The 19,218-nt window shown below is 36.0% G+C and carries 18 protein-coding genes; 15 read left to right on the top strand and 3 right to left on the bottom strand.

Going from position 1 to position 19,218, the window contains the following annotated elements:
- Window positions 1-63: 63 nt before the first annotated feature.
- From IV494_RS02460 to IV494_RS02475, 4 genes are all read left to right on the top strand, one after another.
- Window positions 64-1,548 (top strand): MFS transporter, encoded by a 1,485-nt coding sequence (locus IV494_RS02460; RefSeq protein ID WP_196078577.1) that lies wholly within the window; start codon window positions 64-66, stop codon window positions 1,546-1,548.
- A gap of 90 nt (window positions 1,549-1,638) precedes the next feature.
- On the top strand, window positions 1,639-2,565 hold the full coding sequence (locus tag IV494_RS02465) for a mevalonate kinase family protein (protein WP_196078578.1): 927 nt from the start codon (window positions 1,639-1,641) through the stop codon (window positions 2,563-2,565).
- 52 nt (window positions 2,566-2,617) lie between these two features.
- Window positions 2,618-3,508, top strand: coding sequence for a UbiA family prenyltransferase (locus tag IV494_RS02470; protein WP_196078579.1), 891 nt, complete (start codon window positions 2,618-2,620; stop codon window positions 3,506-3,508).
- Window positions 3,509-3,640: 132 nt separating this feature from the next.
- Window positions 3,641-4,750, top strand: coding sequence for a pseudouridine synthase (locus tag IV494_RS02475; protein ID WP_230379847.1), 1,110 nt, complete (start codon window positions 3,641-3,643; stop codon window positions 4,748-4,750).
- 84 nt (window positions 4,751-4,834) lie between these two features.
- On the opposite strand, the gene IV494_RS02480 is transcribed toward IV494_RS02475, so the two are convergent.
- Together IV494_RS02480 and IV494_RS02485 are read right to left on the bottom strand one after the other, a co-directional pair.
- The gene (locus IV494_RS02480) at window positions 4,835-5,452 is read right to left on the bottom strand and encodes a hypothetical protein (RefSeq protein WP_196078580.1); all 618 of its coding nucleotides are present in this window, start codon (window positions 5,450-5,452) and stop codon (window positions 4,835-4,837) included.
- A 115-nt stretch (window positions 5,453-5,567) separates the two neighbouring features.
- Window positions 5,568-7,787, bottom strand: coding sequence for an NADP-dependent isocitrate dehydrogenase (locus tag IV494_RS02485; protein ID WP_196078581.1), 2,220 nt, complete (start codon window positions 7,785-7,787; stop codon window positions 5,568-5,570).
- Between the two features lie 362 nt (window positions 7,788-8,149).
- On the opposite strand from IV494_RS02485, the gene tpx reads away from it, so the two are divergent.
- The 11 genes from tpx to gcvP all read left to right on the top strand — a co-directional run bounded on the left by tpx (window position 8,150) and on the right by gcvP (window position 17,805).
- A complete protein-coding gene (tpx, locus tag IV494_RS02490) occupies window positions 8,150-8,647 on the top strand; it encodes a thiol peroxidase (protein WP_196078582.1) in 498 nt (165 codons plus the stop codon).
- Between the two features lie 93 nt (window positions 8,648-8,740).
- Entirely contained in the window at window positions 8,741-9,952 is a 1,212-nt protein-coding gene (locus IV494_RS02495) for a DUF763 domain-containing protein (RefSeq protein ID WP_196078583.1), read from the top strand.
- Window positions 9,953-10,067: 115 nt separating this feature from the next.
- The gene (locus tag IV494_RS02500; protein WP_196078584.1) at window positions 10,068-10,481 is read left to right on the top strand and encodes an SRPBCC domain-containing protein; all 414 of its coding nucleotides are present in this window, start codon (window positions 10,068-10,070) and stop codon (window positions 10,479-10,481) included.
- A 66-nt stretch (window positions 10,482-10,547) separates the two neighbouring features.
- Entirely contained in the window at window positions 10,548-10,961 is a 414-nt protein-coding gene (locus tag IV494_RS02505; protein ID WP_196078585.1) for an SRPBCC domain-containing protein, read from the top strand.
- 47 nt (window positions 10,962-11,008) lie between these two features.
- A complete protein-coding gene (locus IV494_RS02510; RefSeq protein ID WP_196078586.1) occupies window positions 11,009-11,863 on the top strand; it encodes a VOC family protein in 855 nt (284 codons plus the stop codon).
- 25 nt (window positions 11,864-11,888) lie between these two features.
- Entirely contained in the window at window positions 11,889-12,332 is a 444-nt protein-coding gene (locus IV494_RS02515) for an SRPBCC domain-containing protein (RefSeq protein WP_196078587.1), read from the top strand.
- 86 nt (window positions 12,333-12,418) lie between these two features.
- Window positions 12,419-12,994, top strand: a complete 576-nt coding sequence (locus IV494_RS02520; RefSeq protein ID WP_230379865.1) for an RNA polymerase sigma factor — start codon at window positions 12,419-12,421, stop codon at window positions 12,992-12,994.
- 10 nt (window positions 12,995-13,004) lie between these two features.
- The gene (locus tag IV494_RS02525; protein WP_196078588.1) at window positions 13,005-13,337 is read left to right on the top strand and encodes a hypothetical protein; all 333 of its coding nucleotides are present in this window, start codon (window positions 13,005-13,007) and stop codon (window positions 13,335-13,337) included.
- A 271-nt stretch (window positions 13,338-13,608) separates the two neighbouring features.
- Entirely contained in the window at window positions 13,609-13,875 is a 267-nt protein-coding gene (locus IV494_RS02530) for a hypothetical protein (protein ID WP_196078589.1), read from the top strand.
- 106 nt (window positions 13,876-13,981) lie between these two features.
- Window positions 13,982-14,632 (top strand): J domain-containing protein, encoded by a 651-nt coding sequence (locus tag IV494_RS02535; protein ID WP_196078590.1) that lies wholly within the window; start codon window positions 13,982-13,984, stop codon window positions 14,630-14,632.
- 311 nt (window positions 14,633-14,943) lie between these two features.
- Window positions 14,944-17,805, top strand: a complete 2,862-nt coding sequence (gene gcvP, locus IV494_RS02540) for an aminomethyl-transferring glycine dehydrogenase (protein ID WP_196078591.1) — start codon at window positions 14,944-14,946, stop codon at window positions 17,803-17,805.
- A gap of 269 nt (window positions 17,806-18,074) precedes the next feature.
- Here gcvP and IV494_RS02545 read toward each other — a convergent pair whose 3' ends face one another.
- Window positions 18,075-19,172 carry a hypothetical protein gene (locus IV494_RS02545; protein ID WP_196078592.1) on the bottom strand — a complete coding sequence of 366 codons (1,098 nt, stop codon included), beginning with the start codon at window positions 19,170-19,172 and terminating at the stop codon, window positions 18,075-18,077.
- Window positions 19,173-19,218 lie beyond the last annotated feature (46 nt).

Consider the following 19,218-nt stretch of genomic DNA (forward strand, 5'->3'; position numbering starts at 1 on the left):
AATGACATTTTTTCATTGATATCTTAATGGTTTTTTTATTTTTGTTCAACTAATTATTTCAAAATGTCAGAAAACGCCGATTTGCAAAAGCCAAATATAAAGAATAATCCGAAGATCATGAAAGCCTGGGCTTTTTACGACTGGGCAAATTCTGTATACTCTCTGGTAATTACCTCCACGATTTTTCCTATTTATTATTCTATTATTACCACTGCATATAAAAAGAAAGTCTTTATTGAAGCTTCCGGCGAATGGAAAGAGGTTCCTGTTCCACACATGATCAATATTTTGGGCAATTCTTACGAACCCACTGCGATTTTTAGTTTTTCCTTAACTTTATCTTTTTTGATCGTTGTTGTAATTTCGCCCATATTATCTTCATTAGCAGATACGATCGGCAACAAAAAATCATTTCTACAGTTTTTCTGCTATTTGGGATCTTGTTCTTGTATGGGTTTAGCCATGTTTACGGGAATGCAAAATGTATTTTTGGGTTTACTGTTTAGTGTGACTGCAAGTGTTGGTTTTTGGGGGAGTTTAGTCTTCTACAACTCGTTTTTACCCGATATCGCAACGCCCGATAAACAGGATGCGCTTTCTGCAAAAGGTTATGTTTACGGTTATATTGGTTCTGTAATTTTATTAATTCTTTGTTTATTGCTAATTCAGGTGGTAGCAAAAACGCCGGAAGAAACTAAAATTTATACAAGGATCACTTTCCTGATCACTGGAGCTTGGTGGTTTGGCTTTTCACAATACACCTTCAGATATTTGCCACAATTCGGTTTGGTTAAGGATAAATTGCCAAAAGATCTTGTGCTTTTAAATTATAAAAACATCTTCGAAAAACACGAAGAGCACGGCGGAATTTTCGAAGTAATTAAAGATAATTTAGCCTTTTACAAAGATGTTGCGAAGGAAAGTTTCCGCGAATTGTTTAAAGTAGGAAGAGAATTATTTAAGGACAGAAATCTGAAGTTTTTTCTATCCTCCTTTTTCTTTTACAGCATTGGGATGCAAACTATTTTCTTGATGGCGACCTTGTTCGGAACCTCAGAAATTTTCACGAAAGAAGAAGATCAGTACAAATTGATCATTACAATTTTAGTTATTCAGATCGTGGCCATTTTTGGTGCTTTGGCTTTTTCCAGATTATCAAGATCTATAGGAAATAAAAATGTGATCAGCATCGCGGTCGGAATCTGGATCATCTGTTGTCTTTCTGCCTTTTTCCTGAATAAGGAAAATCCTAAAGTTGAGATGCAGTTTTATATTTTGGCAGCATTCATAGGTCTAGTAATGGGTGGTTTACAGGCAATGTCCCGTTCAACTTATTCGAAATTATTACCGGAAGATTCGATGGACAATACGACTTATTTTAGTTTTTACGATGTTTTAGAGAAGCTGGCAATTATTTTAGGATCCCTTATTTTCGGTCTTACCATTCAGAAATTTCACAATATGCATTACGCATTCATTGGGATGTCTGTCTTTTTTGCAATCGGTTTAATATTGATAAGGTTCCTCAAATTAAAAGCTCATAAATAACAATTGACATCTTGGTCCACACTTTGATAACTTAATTTATTGATAATCAGAAATGTTGTATATTTGCAACAGGAAAACAGATTAAAAACGATGACCAATCCTTTATTTTACGCAAAAATCTTATTGTTCGGTGAATACGGCATTATTGAAGATTCACAGGGACTTACTTTGCCGTATAGTTTTTATAAAGGTGCGCTGAAATTTTCTGATTTAGATAGTGATTTTGAGAAAGAATCAAATGAATCTTTGCTGAAATATGCCAATTATCTCAAAGATCTGGAACTTCCTGAAGCCTATAAAATTAGTATTTCAAAATTTCAAAAAGACATTCGCAAAGGACTTTTCTTTGACTCCAATATTCCGCAAGGTTATGGTGTTGGGAGTTCTGGTGCTTTAGTCGCAGCAATTTTTGAACGTTATTCTGTTAAAACTTATCTTCCTGAACATATTTCGAAAGACGAATTGAAAGATCTCAAAATGATTTTCGGTGAAATGGAAAGTTTTTTCCACGGAAAAAGTTCTGGAATTGATCCACTCATTTGCTACATGAATCTTCCTATTTTAATTGAAAATAAGGAAAATGTAAATAAAGTTTTGATCCCAGCAAGTGAAGCTGGCAAAGGTGCCATTTTCTTGATCGATTCTGGAATGACGGGCGAAACTGGACCAATGGTTCAAATTTTCTTTGAAAAAATGAAGACTGAAGGTTTCCGGAAAACCATGAAAGAAGAGTTTATTCGCTACAATAATGCATGTATCGAAGCTTTCCTGAAAAAAGAAATGACACCACTTTTCAGAAATTTAAAAAGTCTTTCTGTTTGGGCATATGAACATTTCAAACCCATGATTCCGGAAAGCATTTATAAAGTCTGGAAAAAAGGTCTCGATACGAATGCTTATTACCTCAAACTCTGCGGAAGCGGCGGCGGCGGTTATATTTTAGGCTTTACCAAAGATTACGAGAAAGCTGAGAAAATGCTCGAAGGTTTTCACAAAGAAGTCATCTACAGATTCTAGAAATTGAAGTCGGAAAATTTGCAATCTATTTTACATTTATTCGGCTTTTTTTATGAATAATCCTCTCTTTTACAGAATTTCGCAATTGATAGGTTTCCTCTTGGGAGCGCGTGTTTTTGTTGCTTTACTCTTAACATTTGCTTTGTATGTTTCTACTTTTTTTCTCTTCAGCAGAGAAGAAAGCGTACGAAATTTTGTCTTTGATTTTAGAGTTCACGGCATTATTTTCTGCACCGTTCTAAGTATTTTGGCAGGCGGAATTATCAACCAGTTTTACGATCGGGAAAAAGATCAGTTGACGAAACCTTTCCGAACAAGAATTCAAAAATTTTTAAAGCAGAAATATTTTCTCTACGCTTATCTTACCTTAAATTTAGTTTCCCTTGGAATCGCATTTCTCATCTCTCCGCGTGTATTCTTCTTCTTTTTGACCTACCAGTTCTTCATGTGGTTTTACAGTCACAAGCTTAGCAAAGTTTTGATCATTAATAATCTCACTTTTGTAACGCTGACTGTTTATCCCTTTTTTGGAATGTGGATCTATTATAAAACATTTTCAGCCAAAATATTTTTGATGGCGATTTTTTTGTTTTTAATTCTTTTAATGATCGACATTATCAAAGATCTTTTAACGAAGAATGCTGATAAAATGTTTGGTTATGCTACGATTCCAAATCAGTTCGGAAGTAAAGTTTCTCAGGTTATTCTGGGAGTTATTTCTGTTCTTTTAATGTGGATCTCCACTTTGATCATCAGCAAAGAAGGAATTCACAATATCATGAATCTTTATTTTGCCGGCGGATTACTGGTGCTTGTATTTGCTTTGTATCTGCTTTTGAACCCTTACAAAAAAAGCAATTTCTTTGTTCTCAACATACTTAGAATCTGGGTGTTCATAGGTATTATCGCCATGTTAATGGACGGAATTATTGTAAGATTCTAATTTACTTTTTTTCACTTTATTTAAAGGTTTTATTCTACGATGGTTTCTTTTCAAAAAAGAATGGGATCGATTTCAAAGCCCCGCAAAAAGAACTAAAAAATACCTTATCTTTGCAGATAAATTTTTCAGAACATGAGCAGAGATAGAAATAGTAAAAGTAAGCCACAAAGAATAAGCAAAATTTCCAATTCCGGAAGTACCGCGAAACCACGTGCACAAAAATCTACGCGACCACGTCCTGAAAAATCAGAAGAAAGCAAAGAGCCCAAAGCTCCAAAAACTCCCAGAGAACCAAGATTAATGTCACAGGCGGAAGCGAAAAGCTACGATAAATCATATGAAAGACATGCGAAACCAGCTGGTAAAAGAGTTGGGAAATCTTTTGGTGCAGGAGGAAAATTTGTAAAAGGCGACGATAAAACCCGCACGACAAAACTTTTCAAAAACTACGAAAGACCTGTTGATGAAGGAGAAAAAACAAGAAATTTCGTTCAAAAAAGAAGATTTGATAAGTTAGCGAAAGAGGTTCCAAAAGAATCTATTCGTTTAAATAAATATATTGCCAATTCAGGGATTTGTTCGAGAAGAGAAGCCGATGAATTAATTACGCAGGGCTTAGTTCAGGTGAATGGTACTGTTGTCACTGAAATGGGTTACCAGGTTCAAAAAACAGATAAAGTTATTTTCGACGGTCAGGGAATTACCCCGGAAAAACCCGTTTATATTTTGTTGAATAAACCAAAAGGATATATTTCTACAACGAAGGACGAAAAAGCCAGAAAAACCGTAATGGATCTTGTTGCAAACGCGTCTCCGTACAGAGTTTTTCCAGTGGGAAGATTAGACCGTTCTACGACTGGGGTTATTTTGCTTACAAATGATGGCCATATGACGAAGAAATTGACGCATCCATCATTCAACATGAAGAAAATATATCATGTTACTTTAGATCGGAAATTAGACAGAGCTGATTTAAATGCAATCGCAGAAGGAATTCGTTTAGAAGAAGGTGTTGCTGAAGTTGACAGTATTTCTTACATCGAAGGAAAACCTAAAAATGAAATCGGAATTGAGATCCACATTGGTTGGAATCGGGTAGTGCGCAGAATTTTTACAAGACTTGGTTATGAAGTTGAATTGCTGGATCGTGTAATGTTTGCAGGGTTGACTAAGAAAAACATCAAACGTGGACACTGGAGAATTTTGTCAGAATTAGAAGTTAACAATTTGAAAATGATGTAAATTTCTTTTATTTAAAGAAATTTAATAAATATAAAAAACCCTTTTTGCTTCGATGCAGAAAGGGTTGTTAGTTTTAAATCAAATTTATTTTAATCCGGAAGTATTGATTTCGCCAAATGCTTTTAATAGATCCTCGTAAGAAATTCCTTCGCCACTCATAGTAAAAAGATATCGTTTTTTTGCAATGACCTGAATTTTTGAACTGACGTTTTCTCCACTTTTTTCCTCGGAAACTAAGGCTTTCATTCCATCGATTTCCGTGGTTTTTTCAAATCCATTTTCAGTGGTTTTTTCACGATTTCCGCCCAATCCCATCATCATGGAGGAAACCATTGCAGATCCCATTTCACCGGCACCATCCATTATTTGTACGTCGATCGATTTTCGATCTTCTGATTTGTACTTGGCTTCCGCAGTCGTAAGAGCCATCATTGAAGTATCGCCTACAGAAATCTCGGTTCTTTTCAGTCCGAGCAAACTCTCTGGTAAAATCGCTTTTAATTCTTCGTTAGAAAGTGGAGTTGTTTTCTTTAAAACCTCGATGTTTTTAGAAACTTCGTCCACCGATTTACTTATTTCGCTGTAGTTTTTAACACCGGAAACGAGGTCAGATATACCGCCTGATTTTTCCTCTGTCTTCGTTTCACTTTTCGTACAACTGATCAAAGTGAGGGCAAGAATGCTCATCATTAATTTTTTCATGGTATTTGCTTTTTAGTTTAAACAAAAATAGAGAATTTTTTTCATATTAGATATGGTACAAAAAATAGACTCTCCAAATAAATGAAGAGTCTTATTTAAGAATATTTTTTTTAAATTAAATCGAATTAATAATAGCGTTCAAAGTTTCCGAAGGTCGCATCGCCTCATCCGTTTTCTGGAAATTCGGCTGATAATATCCGCCAATATCCTGTGCTTTTCCTTGAGAACCGATTAATTCTTCATTGATTTTTGACTCATTTTCTTGCAACGCTTTAGCAATTGGTGCAAATTTCTGAGAAAGTTCAGCATCTTTCGTTTGATTGGCTAAAGCTTCCGCCCAATACATCGCCAGATAAAAGTGTGAACCTCTGTTATCAATCGAACCAACTTTTCTGGAAGGTGATTTATCATTGGCTAAAAATTTCTCATTAGCCAGATCCAAAGCATCTGCCAAAACCTGTGATTTATTATTATGCTGCGTTTGTGCCAAATGTTCCAGACTCGCTTGCAGTGCCATAAATTCCCCTAAGGAATCCCATCGCAAATAACCTTCTTCGATGAACTGTTCGATATGTTTTGGTGCAGAACCTCCCGCTCCGGTTTCAAATAAACCACCTCCATTCATCAATGGAACTATGGAAAGCATTTTCGCCGAAGTTCCCAGTTCTAAAATAGGAAACAGATCGGTCAGATAATCTCTCAAAACATTTCCGGAAACTGAAATGGTATCTAAACCTTGACGAATTCTGTCTAAAGTAAAATGCATCGCATCTTCAATATTTAAAATTCTGATATCCAAACCATTGGTGTCATAATCTTTTAAATATTTCTCTACTTTTTTGATCATTTCACGGTCATGCGCTCTTTGATCATCTAACCAGAAAATTGCTGGAGTGTCAGATAGGCGCGCTCTGTTTACAGCCAGTTTCACCCAATCCTGAATCGGTGCATCTTTGGTTTGACACATTCTGAAAATATCTCCTTTCTCCACATCCTGTTCCAAGAAAACATTTCCATCGGCGTCGGAAACTTTTACTTTTCCGTCAGCAGTCATTTGGAATGTTTTGTTGTGAGAACCATATTCTTCAGCTTGTTGCGCCATTAATCCAACATTAGGAACTGAGCCGATAGTCGTTACGTCTAATGCTCCGTGTTTTTTCATGTCATCAATCGCTGCCTGGTAAAAACCTGCATAACTGCGATCCGGGATCATTGCGATCGTATCTTCTTCCTGTCCCGCTTTGTTCCACATTTTTCCGCCGCCTCTGATCAATGCTGCCATAGAAGCATCAACAATAATGTCGGAAGGAACGTGGAAATTGGTAATTCCTTTTTCAGAATTCACCATTGCAACAGCAGGTCCGTTTTGCAGCGCTGCGGCAATATCTGCTTTGATGGCTGATTCATTTAAATTTCCTTTAACTTTCTCCAATAAATTTTGAAGACCATTATTAGGATTGATGTCCAATTCTTTAAATAAATCGCTATATTTTTCAAAAATCGCTTTAAAATAAACCTGAACCATGGCTCCGAAAATAATTGGATCAGAAACTTTCATCATGGTCGCTTTTAAATGTCCTGATAGAAGTACATTCGCAGCTTTTGTTTCTGCGATAGATTCAGCCACAAAAGTTTTCAAAGCCGAAATACTCATTTTCGAAGAATCAATAATTTCCAAAGCTTTTAGTGGAGCGAGACCTTTCAATTCTTTTACAGAACCGTCGTTTCCGAAAAACTCAATTTTGAATTGGGAGTCTTTTTCTAGGGTTACCGATTTCTCCGTACCATAAAAATCACCTTCTGTCATGTGCAAAACTTTCGTTTTAGAATCTGCGCTCCAAGCTCCCATTCGGTGTGGGTTTGCTTTGGCGTAGTTTTTTACTGCTTTTGGCGCTCTTCTGTCTGAGTTTCCCTCACGAAGTACAGGATTTACCGCACTTCCCAAAACTTTTGCATATTTCGTTTTAATGGCTTCTTCCTCTGCATTTTTTGGTTCTGCCGGATAATTCGGAACCGCGAAACCATGTTTCTGCAATTCAGCGATCGCTGCTTCCAACTGTGGAGAAGATGCAGAAATATTCGGTAATTTAATAATATTGGTGTCAGATTTTGAAACCATTTCTCCCAGTTCCGCCAATGCGTCTTCTACTTTTTGATCTTCATTCAAAAATTCGTGAAAATTGGCTAAAATTCTCGAGGCCAAGGAGATATCTTTAGGTAAAATTTCAATCGCTGCCGTTTTGGTAAACGCTTTTACAATAGGTAAAAATGAATGAGTTGCCAACATCGGCGCTTCGTCTGTCAACGTATAGACGATTTTTGAATTTTCTGACATTATAATATATTTTTATTAAAAATTTAAGAATTACAAATTTACTGAAATATTTAAATTTTAGGGCAATCCCGCCCAAGATTTTCCCCCACACCTTTTCCCAGGCTAAAAATTTGGTCGGTCGGGCTCTTCTCTCCAATTCCTCGCCTCGCCCCGCCTTTGCAAGACGAGTCGAGGCTGCGGGATTTCCGTTGCGATCCCTATTGCGGGATTTTCGCTTTTGTCGAGTGATAAGTATAAAACGAAGAAGATGATATTGCTTTTTCTTTAATTTTTGAGAACTGATTTAAGAATATTTTAACTTTTATTGAGATCACAACCTCTAAAATATTCAGTAAATTTGGGTAAATAAAATAATTAGAATTATGGCAGATATTACATTGCACGGTGGTGCAGTTCATACGATCGGTTCATTGCCGGCAGTTGGCAGTACAGTAAAAAAATTCAATTTGATCAGCAAAGATCTAAAAGAAATGACGAACGATGATTTTTCTTCAAAGAGGATCATTTTTAATATTTTCCCCAGTATCGATACCGGAGTTTGCGCTGCTTCTGCGAGAAAATTCAATGAGGAAGCTTCTGGATTAAATAATACCGTAGTGATCAACGTTTCTAAAGATCTACCTTTTGCATTAAACAGATTTTGTGCAGCTGAAGGATTAGATAATGTCGTGAATCTCTCAGATTTCCGTGGAACTTTCGGCGATGATTATGGCGTTACCATGATCGACTCACCAATGCAGGGTTTATTGAGCAGAGCGGTAATTGTTACGGATGAGAACGGAAAAGTTCTGTACACCGAACAGGTTCCGGAAATCGCTCAGGAACCAAACTATGAAAATGCTTTGAACGCTTTAAAATAAACCTTTTAAAAGATAGTTTTAGCCTTGTCAGGAATTAAAACTTGACAAGGTTTTTTATTTTAAGATCCAAACTTAGAAGTCCAATTTCTCAATATGAAACGTTCAGGTTCTGCAGATTTACCACTTCACTATGGCTATGTTCCGCAATGGCTTTACGAACGGATGTCTAAACTTGGTTTGGCGGTTTTCGAAGTTTTATTGAGTGATTATGGTAAAAATGAAGTATTGCGCAGAATGAGCGATCCGTTTTGGTTTCAATGTTTTGGCGCAGTTATGGGAATGGATTGGCATTCTTCCGGCGTTACAACTTCCGTTATGGGTGCTTTAAAAAGAGTTGTAAATCCCAATGCAAAAGCTCTCGGAATTTATATTGCGGGTGGCAAAGGCAAACAATCGCTTGCAACTCCCAATCAACTTTTGAAGATTTCTGAAAGCACCGGTTTAAATGGAACAGAATTAATTCGTGCGAGTAAACTTTCTGCCAAAGTTGACACCACAGCACTTCAAGACGGTTATCAATTATACACTCATAATTTTTTGGTGAGTGACGAAGGAAACTGGACCGTAATTCAGCAGGGAATGAATGTAAAAGATAAAACTGCGCGCCGTTATCATTGGCATTCAGAAAACTTAAAATCATTTATTGAAGAACCGCATACTGGAATTTCGGGAATTAATCAGGGAAAAATCTTAAATCTGACTGCTCATGACGCCAAAGAAAATAGATCCGGAATTCTCGAAATTTCACACACCAATTCAGAAAAAATCATGTCTGATTTTGCGCGTTTGATTCTACCTGCACATCACGATATTCAGGCTGCAGACGTCGATCTTAAACGTTTGGGTGCATTATTACACATCACGAGAGAAACGCAACCCGAAAATTTTGAAGAACTCTTGTTATTGAAAGGAGTTGGACCCAGAACTTTACAAAGTTTAGCTTTGGTCAGCGAAGTCATTCATGGCGCACCGTCTAGATTTCAAGATCCTGCAAGATTCGCTTTCGCACATGGTGGAAAAGATGGTCATCCGTTTCCGGTTCCGCTCAAAATTTATGATGAAACCATTTCAATTCTGCAAAAAGGAATTGAAAAATCAAAACTGGGAAATTCTGATAAACTTCAATCTGTTGAAAAATTACATCGACTCATTTCGAAAGCGGAGGAAAACTTTACACCAAACTTTGATATCAATGAAGTCATTGAAGAAGAGCGCGCCAATTCCTGGAAATATGGCGGTAAAAAAGTTTTTGGAGATGCTGAAAAACCCAAAGGACAAAAGGGTATTCAACTATCATTATTTTAAATGATATAAAATAAACAATCTTTCGCGAGTTCATGAAGATTTTGTCTGGATGTAATTTTGATGCTTCTTTTTAAGTTTTTAAATAAATTTTTATCTTTAAATCTAAATAAAAAATATGGACCTCATAAAAATTGATATTACCATTTTAAAACCTGTAAATAAAGTCTGGGATTTCTTCACGGACCCCGAACACATTACCAAATGGAATTTTGCCACTGAGGAATGGGTTTGTCCCTCTGCCGAAAATAATTTAAAAGCAGGCGGAGATTTCAATTACAGAATGGAAGCAAAGGATGCATCTTTCGGTTTTGATTACACCGGAACGTATGATGAGATCATTCCCCTTCAGAAAATTAAATATCATTTGAGTGATGGCAGAAAAGTAGAGGTAATATTCGAAAATATCGATGCAAACACGACCAAAGTGATCGAAATTTTTGAGCCCGATCCATCGCAACCCCGAGATATGCAACGCGACGGATGGTATGCAATTTTAAATAATTTTCATAAGCATGTTGAAAACAATTAGCTTATAACAGCGCTTCACCGAATTAGCTTTAAATAAAATTCCGTATTTTTAGAAAAATTACTATATATGGAGCCGATCACGATTGATATTATTATTCTGCAACCTATTCATAAAGTTTGGGATTATTTCTATAATGCTAAACATATTGTGAAGTGGAATTTTACAACCCCAAATTGGCACTGTCCAAAAGCCACGATTGATTTTCGCGAAGGTGGGCGTTTCGATTACCGGTTGGAGTGCAAAGACAATAGTTTTGGCTATAATTTTTCAGGGATCATCAATGAAATTATAGATCAGGAATCTGTAAAAAGCAAATTAGATGATGGCCGGTTAATTGAAGTTCATTTCAGAAAAATTGACGAAAATACAACGGAAGTTATAGAAGTTTTTCAACCGGAAGCTCAATATTCAAGGGAAATGCAGCGAACTGGTTGGTATGCGATCTTAGACCGTTTTCACAAATATGTCGAGAAAAATTAAATAACGAACAGCATAACAAATGCTGTTTTTTTCTATAAAAACTTAAAATGAACAATAATATATTTCCCTGTCTTTGGTTTGATGGAAACGGAAAAGAAGCCGCAATGTTCTATACCCAAACATTTGGTGGGAAAATTACAACCGACACTTCAGTAGTTTTGAATCTTGAACTTTTTGGGCAGCAATTCATGATTCTCAATGCCGGTCCACAGTTTGAAAAAAATGCATCAATTTCTTTTATGGTTCTATGTGAAACCGAAGAAGAAGTCCAGAAATATTGGGAAAATCTCTCGCAAGGTGGAATTATTTTAATGGAATTGGGTGAATATTCGTGGAGTAAAAAATACGGTTGGGTTCGAGATCATTTTGGTGTAACCTGGCAAATTTGTCTCGCTGAAAATTTAGGCGATCAAAAACTCGTTCCTAATTTAATGTTCATTCACCAAAATAATGGCAAAGCTCTGGAAGCGATGCAATTGTACACCAAAATTTTCCCGAATTCTAAAATTGGCGGGGTTTTAAAATATGGAGAAGGCGTTGAAAATGAAACGCACGAAATTCCGGAGAATGTGCAACATGCTGATTTTGAAATTAATGGCTATTCTTTTTTCTGTATGGACAATTCTTTTGATCATCAGTTTGATTTTAATGAAGGAATATCTATGGTTGTAATGACCGATGATCAGGAAGAAACAGATCATTTATGGAATTCTTTGATTGCCAATGGCGGAAGAGAATCGATGTGTGGCTGGCTCAAAGATCAGTTCGGAATGAGCTGGCAAATTGTACCCAAGAAATTACTGGAATTGATGAATGGTGAAGACCGAACAAAAGGCTTAAAGGTAATGAACGCAATGATGAATATGAAAAAAATCGTGATTGCAGACTTAGAAAATGCCTGATTAAATAAAATTAAAAACTTCAATTATGGAAACTTTGAATTACGAAATTATCATCAATGCGCCTGCTCAAAAAGTTTGGGATATTCTTTGGAACGAGAAAACCTATCCTGAATGGACGAAATTTTTTATGGAAGGTTCTCAATTAAAAACCGACTGGAAAGTGAATGGTCAAACTTATTTCCTGGATGCAAAAGGAAATGGAATGGTTTCAACGATTAAAAATCTGAATGAACCTCACGAAATAATCTTTGCACATTTAGGAATGATCAAAGACGGCGTTGAAGATACCAAAAGTCAGGCAGTCGCAGAATGGAGCGGAATGGAAGAGAAATATTTTCTGAGAGCTATTAACGAAAATACAACTGGACTCCGCGCCATCACGCACATCGAAAAAAACTACGTGGAATATATGAATAATGGCTTCAACAAAGGTTTTGAGATCATAAAAGAACTTGCAGAAAAATCCTGATCATAATTGGTCTTCAACAATAATTTCAATTCCTAAAAAAACCACTTTTTTTAAAGTAAAATAAATCTTGCATCGTCTTATACAATATGGACGTTGAAGTTATCGATATGTCGGAAAGGGAAAAAGAAAGTCTCATTGCACAAACTGTAAGAAATTATGGTGGAAAGTTGCTGTCTTTTATTCGTCCGAAAGTGAATAATACGGAAGATGCAGAAGATATTTTGCAGGAAGTTTGGTATCAGTTCAGCAATCTGACTAATATTTCTGAAATCGTAAACTTAAGTGGTTGGCTCTATACCGTTTCCCGCAACAAGATAACCGACAGTTATCGCAAGAAAAAAACAGAAAATTTAGAGGATTTCACCTTTGAAAATGATGACGGCACTTTTTCCATCAAAGATATTTTGCTTCTGGATGATTCAGAAAACCCAGAACTTTTGGCCTTTCGCGAAGAGGTTTGGAAGGAACTATTTAGAGCCTTAGAAGAACTTCCGGAAAAACAGCGTCTGGCTTTTGTAGAAAGTGAAATTGAAGGAAAGAAACTGCAGGAAATTGCCGATGAACAAGGGGAAAATATCAAAACGATCATCAGCAGAAAAAATTATGCAGTGAAGCATTTGAGGAAAAGAATGGCAATTTTGTATAAAGATCTAAACGAATAAAAAAGAAAAAATGAAAAATAGATTTAAGGGAAAGATCGCACTTTTTGCATTGTTTGCAATAGCGATGTTTTTTGCGGTTTCAGCAATTGTGATGGGACTTTGGAATTGGTTGCTACCTAATATTTTGGGTGCAAAAGTGATCACTTTCTGGCAAGCTGCGGGAATTTTAGTCTTGTCTAAAATTCTTTTCGGCGGATTTGGTGGAAGAAAAGGTTTCGGCAGCGCAAAATTTCGCAAATTAAAAGAAGAACGAATGAACGGAATGTCGGACGAGGAAAAACAAAAATTCAAAGAAATGTGGAAACAGCGTTGTGATCGTGGTTTCTTCCGGGATAAATGTTAATTAAAATTGTTATTAAGATCAATAGAAACGGACTTTTGTCCGTTTTTTTATATTTAAAGTGAGAAATGGCTTTTTCTGGCAATTGAAAATATTTAAATTTTTTAGTCAACTTTTAATGTAAAATTTAGAGTGATTCGTCTTGATAAGAAAGATGATCTTCTAAAAGTTTAAACTTTAAAATAAATTATAAAAATGTTTAAAGTAAAATAGGAAATGATTCGTCTTTAATAAAAGAATAGTAGTAAAACATAAAATTTAAAATTTAAAAAAAATGAAAAATTCAAATTTAAAAGGTGCATTCGGTGCACTTGCAGTAGTAGGAATTGCTTTGGCAGTTAAAAAAATGTCAGCAAGAAAAAAAGCGATGAAAGGAATTTTCGAAGAATACGACATCAAAGGTAGAACGCCTTTCGCATTTGCCGACAAAATAAGAGAACTTGATGATGAAAAATATGCAGAATTAAAAGGAAAATTAAAAGAAAAGTTTTCTTCTAGATGTTGCAGTCGAAATCGAAAAAACGAAAGTGCTGAAGCGTAAGAAAATTTGCGAGTCGCTCATTAATTTTTAAAACGGAGGGATTTATTCTCTCCGTTTTTTTTTGCGGAAAACTTTAAATCCTTACTTTTGTGTATCGCATTCGTCAATGAAAAACTACTATTATTTTCTCGGGATCTTAGAAAATGCTTCGGAAGAAGATATTAAGAAAGCCTTCAGAAAATTATCTTTAAAATACCATCCCGATAAAAACCCCAATGATGATTTTTTTGAAAATCGTTTTCGGGAGATCCGTGAAGCGTATGACATTTTGGGAGATCCTGAAAAACGCCGGATTTACGACGAAAATTTAGGACATCAACAAAGAAGTTACCGGCCGACGATGCCACCTTTCATCAAAACTTTTTCAGCAAACAGAATCAGAGTTAAAAAGGGGGAAGAAGTGATCATCACCTGGCAAACTCAAAATGCAGACATTGTGAAAATTCTGCCTTTTGGTCTTGAGAAAGGGTATGGAGAAAGAGTTTTTAAGATCAATGAATTTAAAGACGGTAAATTTAATATTTTACTTCACGCGACCAATTCACTGCTCAACAAAACAATTGTTCGGGGAATTACGGTTACTGAAGTTTTTGAAAATGATAAAGAGAAATTCAGAAATGACGTGGAGGAAATGTTTAAACCGCAGAAACCTTCAAGAACAAATCCAGGCGGTCAGTCAAAATTTTTACGGTTTGTTTTCGCTGCAATTCTTTTGCTCGTTGCTGTTTTGCTTCTGATCAAAACATTTTCCAGCTAGATCGAAGTTGTTTTCCTACGCCAATTTTAATCTTCCGGGACATTTTTTACATCGTTTTCCTTTCTTAAATTTTTTGCAGCAATTTTTTTTAGTGCAGAACATTTCTTCCTGTCTAGCAGAGAACGGGCTCAGTGGAGCAATTTTAAATGGAACGATGGATACATTCATGACGCAAATATAAAATTTTATTTAGAATAACTCCAAATAACGCAAATATTATTTTAATTTGATGAGATTTATCAATTGTACTTTTCACCAAAAATTTGTATTTTTACGAACCTTTATTTTGAAATATAATCTACCGTAAAAATATGAACACCACACAATTTGTAAACCGTCACATTTCTATGAACGAAGCCGATAAAGAGGCGATGTTAGAGAGAATCGGCGTTTCGAGTATTGACGAATTAATTGATCAGGCAATTCCAAGGGCTATTCGTTTGGAAAAAGACCTTGAGATTTCGGCACCACTTTCAGAGCAGGAAATGTTGATGCATTCTAAAGACTTAGCTTCAAAAAATATCGAATTTGATAATTATATTGGTTTCGGTTATCACAGCACGCTTTTGCCAAGCGCAATTCAAAGAAATATTCTAGAAAATCCATCCTGGTACACCGCTTATACACCGTATCAAGCAGAAATAGCTCAGGGAAGATTAGAAGCTTTATTAAATTTTCAGACTGTAGTTTGCGATTTAACTGGTTTTAAATTAGCAAATGCTTCTCTATTAGATGAATCTACCGCCGCTGCAGAAGCGATGCACATGTTTTTTGAAAGCAGAACAAAAGAACAGAAAAAGGAAGGTTCTATAAAGTTCTTCGTGTCTGATCTTGTTTTGCCACAAACGATCGCAGTGTTGAAAACTAAAGCAGAAGGTTTGGGAATCGATATTATTGTAGGAAATTATAAAAACCACCAGTTTAACAATTCTTATTTTGGTGTTTTATTGCAGTATCCCGGTAAAAATGGGATCATTGTAGATTACACAGAAAATATTCGATATTACAAAGAACATGAGTTGCAGGTTGTGGTTGCTTGTGATCCGTTGGCGTTGGTGAAATTAAAATCCCCCGCAGATATGGGAGCAGATTGCGCAGTGGGAACAACACAACGATTCGGGATTCCGATGGGTTATGGCGGTCCTCACGCGGCATTTTTTGCTTGTAAAGATGTATACAAAAGAGATATTCCCGGAAGAATTATCGGGGTTTCCCAGGATGCTTACGGAAAACGCGCGCTGAGAATGGCTCTGCAAACTCGTGAGCAACATATCAAAAGAGAAAAAGCAACTTCAAATATTTGTACAGCACAGGTTCTTTTAGCAGTCATGGCGGGAATGTATGCCGTTTATCACGGACCTAGAGGTTTGAACTTTATCGCTGATCAAATTCATTTCAAAGCAAATGCATTGCATGACGGTTTAAAAATGTTGGGTTATGATATAGTAGAAGAAGCCATTTTCGATACCGTAAAATTCCGTATTCACGAAGATGAGAAAAATTCTTTGATGCGTTTGATGCGTGACCGAAGAATTAATCTTAATTATTTCTCTGAAGGAATCGTAAGTATTTCCGTGAATGAAGCTTCAACTGTAGAAAAGTTGCAGTGTTTATTTGATGCTTTTGCCCAGTTCAAAGACAAACAAAGTTTTAAATTACTCATTAAAGAAGAGGTTCAAATCCCAGCAGATTCTTTGAGAACTGAACCTATTTTACAGGACGAAGTTTTCAACCGTTACCATACCGAAACCGAATTGATGAGATACATCAAGCGTCTGGAAAGAAAAGATCTATCCTTAACGCATTCTATGATCTCTCTTGGTTCCTGCACTATGAAATTAAATGCGGCGACCCAAATGTTGCCACTTTCCTGGTCAGAGTGGGGAAATGTTCATCCATTTGTTCCAACAGAACAAGCAGGAGGTTACCAAATTTTAATTAAAGAATTAGAAAAAGATTTAGCAGAAATTACTGGTTTTGCCGGAACTTCTCTACAACCAAATTCTGGTGCTCAAGGTGAATATGCAGGTTTAATGGTGATCCGCGAATATCACAAATCCCGTGGCGAAGGTCATCGAAATATTGCTTTAATTCCGCAGTCTGCACACGGAACAAATCCTGCGTCTGCAGTAATGGCAGGAATGAAGGTTGTTGTTGTAAAAAATCTTGAAAATGGAGAGATCGATTTCGAAGATCTAAAAGCGAAAGCGGAATTGCACAGCGCAAATCTTTCTGCGGCCATGATCACTTATCCTTCAACGTATGGTTTGTTTGATGAAAACATCAAGGAAATTACCCAATTAATTCACGAACACGGTGGTCAGGTTTACCTGGATGGCGCGAATATGAATGCTCAGGTTGGTTACACAAGTCCGGGAAATGTTGGAGCCGATGTTTGTCACCTCAATTTACACAAAACTTTTGCCATTCCTCACGGTGGAGGCGGTCCCGGAGTTGGTCCGATCTGCGTTGCGGAGCATTTGGTGAAATTTTTACCGAGCAATCCAAATATTAAAATAGGAACCAAAGAATCTATTGATGCGATCTCAGGAGCGCCTTTTGGTTCAAGTTTAGTTCTGAATATTTCTTATGCCTACATCAAAATGCTTGGTACAGATGGCCTGATGAAAGCAACTGCACATGCGATTTTAAATGCAAATTACCTGAAAGTAGTTTTAGGCGAGCATTTCCCAATTTTGTATGCGAACAAAAAAAATAGAGTAGCGCACGAATGTATCGTAGATTTCCGACAGTTCAAAGCCATTGGAATCGAGGTTGCCGACGTTGCAAAACGATTGATGGATTATGGTTTCCACGCTCCAACAGTGAGTTTCCCCGTTGCCGGAACGATGATGATTGAACCGACAGAATCTGAAAGCAAACGCGAACTAGACCGTTTTGCAGAAGCGTTAATCTCTATCAAAAAAGAAATCGATGAAATTGCAAATGGTGAAGCTGACGAGAAAAATAATGTCTTGAAAAATGCGCCTCACACAGAACAGATCGTAATTTCTGACTCTTGGGACAAACCTTACAGCCGTGAAAAAGCTGCGTATCCTTTAGATTGGGTGCGAGATCATAAATTTTTCGCCACCGTTTCCAGAGTTGATGAAGCGTATGGCGACAGAAATTTAATTTGTACCTGCGCTCCAATCGAGAGTTATATGGAGTAATAGATCTTTCATAAATATAAAATTCCTGAATATGATATTCAGGAATTTTTTTTTGAATAAGAGTTTGATTGTATTATTTATTTGGGCAGCCATTTCCGCCTTCCACTCCCGCTTTTTTTACTCCACTTCGTTCCATAAAAAAGAGCTGCGTTCAAGTCGGGCTGCAGATTATTGCTTCTAAAATAGGGGATTTCTAAAAAATTTAATTTTCATTATATTTTAAACATTAAACATTAAACATTAAACATCAAACATCAATCATCAAGCATTTACATCCCAAATGTCAAAGTATATTTTCTACCCAATTTCCATTTACCCTTGATGAATTCTGCGGAAATGGTTCCGTCGCCGGTTGCATCAGAGAAATCGGTAAAATAGACTTCCGGGTAATTTTCATACGTTTTCATTTTACTGTATTTTCCGGGGAAGAATAGATCTAAAACATCTTCTTTGATCGGTGCTTTTTCTGAAGTATTGTACATTAAAACTTTCAGATTTTTAGGATTTATTTTCTGGAAATATTCACAGTTCGTCAAAACTTCGGTAAAAGAATATTGCTCGTTTTTTACTGGTTGATCCACCACCAATTCGTACATCGAAGTGAATTTTGAATTTTCAGATTTATATTTTGGGTTATGATCTTCAAAATCAGGAATTCCGTCTCCATCCGAATCTGCAGAATTTGGATTAAGACCAATGAAATTTTCAAATAAATCATTGAAACCATCTTTATCATTGTCTTTTCTTACATCATCTAGATTGATTGTAAATGAAATACCATCTTTAATCACTTCATATTTCGGCAACATCGGAATTCTTGATAAGCGCTGCACATCTACCAAAGTTCCATTCATCACAAACTGATTATTCTGAATAAATTTTTGACTCTTTCCATAAAAATCCTGCAGATAACAATTTTGAGTTAGGCCTAAAAAATATGGTTTGTATTGATCATTTATTTTTTCAACCAGCCAAAGTCCGTATTTATTTTTTGCCAACGCGAAATTATCATTTACAGAAACGTAATTGAATTCAGGTAATGCAGCGATCCAGTCTTTGAATTGATTTTTGTATTCATTGGATTCAAAATATTCTTTTTCTTTTCCTTTCATTTCTGCAGTTTCTTTCTTATCATAACTGAATTTTTTGAAATCTGGTAATGACTTGATCTGAATATGTTTAGGAAGATTTTTTAGAATTTCTTCATGAGTCGGAATCGAAACTGGCTTCGAAGCTTCGTCATAATTGATACCATTGCTTAGTATAAAACATTGATTTTCAGTATTTTCATATTTTTTGTGTTTATCGGTTTCACTCTTATTACAGGAGAACAAAAGAATTGGCAACAACAGTAGGTAAACTTTCATATCAAAAATTTTTATTCTTTAAATTTAAGGCTTATTTTTGGCTTTC

Source organism: Kaistella gelatinilytica (assembly GCF_015679325.1).
Classification (GTDB): domain Bacteria; phylum Bacteroidota; class Bacteroidia; order Flavobacteriales; family Weeksellaceae; genus Kaistella; species Kaistella gelatinilytica.